Annotated in this window: 5 protein-coding genes; all 5 read left to right on the top strand. The window is 72.3% G+C overall.

Annotation, left to right across the window (positions count from 1 at the left end):
• Positions 1 to 804, top strand: an 804-nt coding sequence (locus VEC11_RS06365; RefSeq protein ID WP_464129801.1) for a sensor histidine kinase, incomplete at its 5' end; no start/stop codon positions are given.
• 72 nt (positions 805 to 876) lie between these two features.
• Positions 877 to 1890, top strand: a complete 1014-nt coding sequence (locus tag VEC11_RS06360) for a polyprenyl synthetase family protein (RefSeq protein WP_464129800.1) — start codon at positions 877 to 879, stop codon at positions 1888 to 1890.
• Positions 1891 to 2166: 276 nt separating this feature from the next.
• Positions 2167 to 4650, top strand: coding sequence for an ATP-dependent helicase HrpB (gene hrpB / locus VEC11_RS06355; protein ID WP_464129799.1), 2484 nt, complete (start codon positions 2167 to 2169; stop codon positions 4648 to 4650).
• Between the two features lie 137 nt (positions 4651 to 4787).
• A complete protein-coding gene (locus tag VEC11_RS06350) occupies positions 4788 to 5075 on the top strand; it encodes a hypothetical protein (protein WP_464129798.1) in 288 nt (95 codons plus the stop codon).
• 169 nt (positions 5076 to 5244) lie between these two features.
• Positions 5245 to 5985: an SDR family NAD(P)-dependent oxidoreductase gene (locus VEC11_RS06345; RefSeq protein WP_464129797.1), complete on the top strand. Its 741-nt coding sequence runs from the start codon at positions 5245 to 5247 to the stop codon at positions 5983 to 5985.
• Positions 5986 to 6000 lie beyond the last annotated feature (15 nt).

The following is a 6000-nucleotide window of genomic DNA, read 5'->3' as shown; positions in this document are numbered from 1 at the left end:
CTGATCCTCGCCGCCCTGCAGACCGTGTACGGGCTGTGGCCGCTGCGGCGGGTGCGCCGCGAAGTGTCGTCGATCCGCTCGGGCGAGAAGACCCGCATCGGCCAGGACTTTCCGAGCGAGATCCGGCCGCTGACCGAGGAGATCAACCAGCTGCTCGCCCACAGCGAGGACCAGGCCGAGGAAGCGCGGCGGCACGCCGGCAATCTCGCCCACGCTCTGAAGACTCCGCTGACGGTGATCACCAATGCGGCGACCGCCGATTCCCCTGACCTGGACGACACGGTCATCCGCGAATCCGCCGTCATGCGCCGCCAGGTCGACCACCACCTCGCCCGCGCCCGGGCCATCGGGCGCCGGGCGTCCGCGCAAGCGCGCGCCACGGTCTGGGAAAGCCTCGAAGCGGTTCAGCGCGCCGTCGACCGGCTCCACGAGAACGTCACCATCGACATCGCCGGCGACCACCAGGCGCAAGTGCGGGTCGAGCGGCAGGACCTCGACGAAATGCTCGGCAACCTCGTCGAGAACGCCGCCAAATATGGCGGCGGCCGGGTGTTCGTGACGGTCAGCAAGGCGGACGACATGGTCGAGATCGAGGTGGAGGATGACGGCCGCGGCATTCCCGAGGAGGAACGCGTCTCGATCTTCGACCGCGGCGCCCGGCTCGACACCGGCAAGCCCGGCACCGGCCTCGGCCTCGCCATCGTCCGCGACGTCGCCCAGATCTATGGCGGCACTGTCGTGCTGGAGGAAAGCGAGGATTTGGGCGGCCTGCTCGCAAGGCTGAAGCTGCCGGCCTCGGGGTAATTCCTCCCCGGGACGGGGAGGAGCTTGGCCCCTCTTGCCTTTGCCCGTCCTCGGGCGCACATCGCCCGCGAAATGAGCGCCGACATCGTCCAGCTGGTGCCGAACCGCACCCCCTCGCTCGAGCCGATGATGCAGCTCGTGGCGGCCGACCTCAATCATGTGAACGCCGTCATCCTCGAGCGGATGCAGAGCGAGGTCGCCCTGATCCCCGAGCTGGCCGGCCATCTGATCGCCGGCGGCGGCAAGCGGATGCGGCCGATGCTGACCCTGGCGAGCGCGGCCCTGCTCGATTATTCGGGCACCCGCCACCACAAGCTCGCCGCCGCGGTCGAGTTCATCCACACCGCGACACTGCTGCACGACGACGTGGTCGACGGCTCCGGCCTCAGGCGCGGCAAGCGCACCGCCAACATCATCTGGGGCAATCCGGCGAGCGTGCTGGTCGGCGACTTCCTCTTCTCGCGCAGCTTCGAATTGATGGTCGAGGACGGCAGCCTCAAGGTGCTGAGGATCCTCTCCCGCGCCTCCAGCGTGATCGCGGAGGGCGAGGTCGACCAGCTCACCGCCCAGCGCCGCGTCGAGACCGGCGAGGACCATTATCTGGAGATCATCCAGGCCAAGACCGCGGCCCTGTTCGCCGCCGCCTGCCGGATCTCCGCCGTGGTTGCGGAGCGCGGCGAGGCCGCCGAGCGCGCGCTTGACGCCTATGGCCGCAACCTCGGCATCGCCTTCCAGCTGATCGACGACGCGATCGACTATGCGTCGGACGCCGAGACGATGGGCAAGGGCGTGGGCGATGATTTCCGCGACGGCAAGGTCACCCTGCCGGTGATCCTCGCCTACGCGCGCGGCACGGACAGCGAGCGCGCCTTCTGGCGGGCGGCCATGGCCGGGGAGCGCGCGAGCGATGCCGATCTCGATGAGGCCACCCTCCTGCTCCGCAGCTCCGGCGCGCTCGACGACACGCTGAACCGCGCCCGCCTGTTCGGCCAGCGCGCGATCGACGCGCTCGGGCCCTTCGCGGCCGGGCGGGCCAAGGCGGCGCTGGTCGAGGCCGTCGAGTTCGCGGTGGCGCGGGCTTACTGAGCCATGGCGGCGGGGATGGGCCAACCGCCGGCCCACGTCTCGCTGGCGCGCGGACCGTTCACAGAAATCTACTGGACCGGCCCGGACTGGCAATTGCGCACGCTCTGATCCGGGCGCGCACCTGGAAATCCCTGCCGTCGATGTGCTCCGGCGAAGGCCGGAGCGGTGGCCGCCAACTGAGGCCTGCCGCGCAGCGCTCCGGCCTTCGCCGGAGCCTGGAAGCGAAGCGACGGAGGCGATGACGGCACGCCCGAACCCCGGTAGACCGCCTCCGCCATGCTCGCGCTCCCGATCCACGCCGTCCTCCCGGACCTGCTCGCCGCCTTGCGCGCGGGCAGCGCTGCCGTGCTGGTCGCGCCGCCTGGCGCAGGCAAGACGACGGCGGTGGCGCCGGCTTTGCTCGGCGAGCCTTGGTGCACGGGGGAGATCCTGCTGCTCTCGCCCCGCCGGCTTGCCGCGCGGGCGGCGGCGGAGCGGATGGCGGAGCTGGCGGGCGAGCCCGTCGGCGGCACGATCGGCTATGCGACCCGGCTCGACGCGAAGCGCTCGGCCAGGACGCGGATCACGGTCCTGACCGAGGGCATCTTCCTGAAGCGCATCCAGGCCGATCCCGAGCTGGCCGGAGTGTCCGCCGTGCTGTTCGACGAGGTGCACGAGCGCAGCCTCGACAGCGATTTCGGCCTCGCTTTGGCGCTGGACGCGCAGGCCGCGCTCCGCCCCGACCTCCGGCTGGTCGCGATGTCGGCAACGCTCGACGGCGGCCGCTACGGCGTCCTCATGGGCGATGCGCCGGTGATCGAGAGCGAGGGCCGCGCCTTTCCGATCGCGCTCGTCCATCTCGGCCGCGCCGCCGAGAAAAGGATCGAGGACGAGATGGCGCCCGCGATCCGGCGCGCGCTGGCGGAAGGGGAGGGGAGCCTGCTCGCTTTCCTGCCCGGCGTCGCCGAGATCGAGCGCACCGCCGAGCGGCTGGGCGCGCTGCCCGCGGACGTCGACCTGTACCGCCTGCACGGCAGTCTCGATCCTCGCGACCAGCGCGCCGCCATCGCGCCGTCGCCCGCCGGCCGCCGCAAGGTGGTGCTCGCCACCGCCATCGCCGAGACCAGCCTGACTTTGGACGGCGTCCGCATCGTCGTCGATTCCGGCCTCGCCCGCCGGCCGCGCTACGACCGCGCGGCGGGGCTCACCCGCCTCGTCACCGAGCGCGCCAGCCAGGCGGCGGTGACCCAGCGCGCCGGCCGCGCCGGGCGGCAGGGGCCGGGGCGCGTCTACCGGCTCTGGGAGGAAGCGGCGACGCAGGCGCTGCCGCGCTTCGACCCGCCGGAAATCCTGGAGGCCGACCTCTCGGCCCTGCTGCTCGGCTGCGCGCTCTGGGGCGTCGCCGACCCGCGCGACCTCGCCTGGCTCGATCCCCCGCCCGCCGCCGCGGTCGAGGAGGCGCGCCGCCGCCTCGCCAGCCTCGGCGCGCTCGACGAGCAGGGCCGCCCGACCGCCCATGGCCGCGCGATCGCCGAGCTGCCGCTGCCGCCGCGCCTCGCCCATATGCTGATCGAGGCGGAAGCGCGCGGCTGGGGCGGGACCGCTGCGGAGATCGCCGTCCTGCTCTCCGAACGAGGCCTGGGCGGTCAGGATGCGGACCTGGAGCTCCGCCTCCGCCGCTGGCGCGGAGAGAAAGGCAAACGGGCCGAGGCTGCGCGGGGGCTGGCAAAACGGTGGCGCAGCCTCCTTCGTGCTCCGGCGAAGGCCGGAGCGCTGGCCGATAATCCCGCAGCGCTCCTGCCTTCGCAGGAGCACATTGTCGGGGCCTCCATCGCCCTCGCTTTCCCCGACCGCCTCTCCAGACGCCGTGACGCCACGGGTGCCGACTGGCTCAGCGCCGGCGGCCGCGGCTTCCGGCTCGATCCCGCCTCGCCGCTCGCGCGCGAGGCCTGGCTCGCCGTCGCCGAGGTGGGCGGAGCCGCTTCGGGCGCGCGCATTCTCTCCGCGGCGCCGATCGGCCAGGCGATGGTCGAGAGCCTGTTCGCGGCCCGCATTGCCACAGGGACCCAGGTCGCCTTCGATCCCGCTACGGGCGGCGTCCGCGCCTCGCACGGCCGCCATCTCGGCGCCATCCGACTGTCGGGCGGGCAGGACAGCCGCGCCGATCCGGCGGCGGTCGAGGCCGCCCTGCTCGACGGCGTGCGCAGCCACGGCCTCGGCCTCCTGCCCTGGAGCGAGGCGGCGAGCGCGCTTCGCACCCGCGCGGCCTTCGCCCGCCGCTTCGACCCCGCCATCGCCGATCTCTCCGACGAGGCGCTGCTGGCTGCGCTCGGCGACTGGCTTCCCATGCTCCTGGCCGGAAAGCGCCGCCTCGGCGAGATCGAGCCCGGCGCCCTTTCCGGCACGCTCGACGCCCTGCTCGGCTGGGCCGGCCGCAAGGCGGTGGACCGGCTCGCGCCCGGCCATTTCGAGACGCCGGCCGGAAGCCGCCACCCGATCGACTATGCGGCCGAGGCCGGCCCGACCGTCGAGACGCGCGTCCAGGCCCTGTTCGGCCTCGCCGCCCATCCCGCCGTCGCCGACGGCCGCGTGCCGCTCGTGCTGAGCCTCACCTCGCCCGCCGGCCGCCCGATCCAGACGACTCGCGACCTGCCGGGCTTCTGGCGCGGCAGCTGGGCCGGGGTCGCGAAGGAGATGCGCGGCCGCTATCCCAGGCATCCCTGGCCCGAGGATCCCGCCACTGCGACCCCCACGACGCGCGCCAAGCCGCGCTCCCGCTGAGACGAACCGATTGAAGGTGCTACAAATTTAGCAAGTCCGGTCAATGCCCGCGCTGTCTTATTACGGTAAGACGGTGCCTGCGCGGCCACGGGGGCGAGGCGGCGCGAGAGTACAACGCGAGTAAGAGGATAGTCCCCATGCGTAAGATGCTGATTTCCGGCGTTGCCGCCGTTATGTGCGCCGCCGCTCCTCCCGCCGCCGCCCAGGCCGATTTCTCCCCGGCCAGCCAGGAAGCGAACCAGAGCGGCTCCGAGTCCGCCCAGCCCACCCAGCAGCAGCGCACCCGCGCCGGCGATCAGAACCGCCGCGTCTGCGTCGCCGACCGGCTCAGCGATTCCCGCATCCGCCGCCGCATCTGCCGGACCCAGGCGGAATGGGACGCCCTGCAGGCCAATGACAATGACGGCCTCGGCGTCAACCGCTGACCGACTGAACCGTCCCCCTTCGCCCTGAAGCAGTCCGGGGCGAGCGCGTTCCCCTCCCGCTCCGCACGGGAGGGGACGTTGCATTCGGGAGATGCAACGTCCGCCCGGTGCTTGCGCAATCGCGCGCCAGCCGACATGGCCGGCCTGATTTTGGTATCAGGAGTCGGCCATGACGAAGAAGGCACTCATCACCGGCGCGACCTCCGGCTTCGGCGAGGCGGCCGCCCGCCTGTTCGTCGCCGACGGCTGGCAGGTGATCGGCACCGGCCGCCGCCAGGAACGCCTCGACGCCCTGGCCGGGGAGCTGGGCGCCGGCTTCCGCCCCGTCCGGCTCGACATGCGCGACCTCGCGGCGGTCGAGGCCTTCGCGGCGGAAATGGATGCGGTCGACCTCCTGCTCAACAATGCCGGCCTCGCCTCGCCGCTGACGCCGCTGCAGGAGGCCGAATGGGGGCCGCTGGCGCAGGTGATCGAGACCAACATTTCCGGCCTCGTGCAGCTGACCCGGCTGCTTCTGCCCGGGCTGATCGCGCGCAAGGGGGCGGTGATCAACATCTCCTCGGTCGCGGCCTCCTATCCCTATCGCGGCGGCGCGGTTTACGGCGGCAGCAAGGCCTTCGTCCGCGAATTCTCGCTCTGCCTGCGCGCCGACCTGCACGGCACCGGCGTACGCGTCACCTCGATCGAGCCGGGCATGGCGGAGACGGAATTCACCCTCGTGCGCAACGGCTGGGACCAGGAGGCCTCGGACCGGCTCTATGCCGGCGTCGAGCCGATGACCGCCGAGGATATCGCGAGGACCGTCCACTGGGTGGCCACTTTGCCGCCGCACCTCAACATCAACACACTCGAGCTGATGCCGGTGAACCAGGATTTCGGTGGCTTCGCGGTGGCGCGGCCTGGCGCCTGATCCGCCCCTTTCCCC

The sequence above is a fragment of the Allosphingosinicella sp. genome, assembly GCF_035626655.1.
In the GTDB taxonomy this organism is placed as follows: Bacteria; Pseudomonadota; Alphaproteobacteria; order Sphingomonadales; family Sphingomonadaceae; genus Allosphingosinicella.
This window is presented reverse-complemented; position numbering and strand designations above follow the sequence as displayed.